Below are 550 nucleotides of genomic sequence, written 5' to 3' on the forward strand. Positions count from 1 at the left end.
GGGTCGGACACGCTGGAAGGACTGGACGTCGATGTCGACCTGCGGTGGGACCTGCTGATCGCCCTGGTGCGCTGTGGCGTGGCCGACGAGGGCGACATCCTGGTCCAGGAGGCCACCGACCAGACGATGACCGGTCAGCAGAATGCGGCAGCAGCCCGGGCTGCGAAGGCCGATGCCGCCGTGAAGTCGGCGGTGTGGGAGTCGATCCTGCGCGACCAGTCCATCGCCAATGACACCCGCTGGGCGATGGTCTCGGGCTTCTGGGCACAGGTGCGCACCGCGCCGGAGCTGTACGTGCCCTTCGTCGCCGACTACTTCGCCTCCTTGGACCAGGTGTGGGCGGACAACACCTTCCACACCGCGGAGGACCTGGTCACGCTCATGTTCCCGCAAGGGCTTGCGGGCTACGTGGAGGGTGTGGACCTGGTCGCACAGGGCAATGCCTGGATCGATGCCCATCCGGAGGCCTCGGCGGCGTTGGTGCGAATCCTGCGCGAACGGATCTCAGTGGTCGAGCGCGTGCTCGCCGCCCAGGGCGCCGACGCCTGAG

Annotated in this window: 1 protein-coding gene; it reads left to right on the plus strand. The window is 68.2% G+C overall.

Translation table 11 applies throughout. The features are described 5' to 3' along the window. A partial coding sequence (locus tag FK530_RS25255; RefSeq protein WP_193560375.1) for an ERAP1-like C-terminal domain-containing protein occupies window positions 1-549 on the plus strand: 549 nt, incomplete at its 5' end. Between the last annotated feature and the right edge of the window lies 1 nt (window position 550).

It is taken from the genome of Tsukamurella conjunctivitidis, assembly GCF_007858475.1.
Classification (GTDB): domain Bacteria; phylum Actinomycetota; class Actinomycetes; order Mycobacteriales; family Mycobacteriaceae; genus Tsukamurella; species Tsukamurella conjunctivitidis.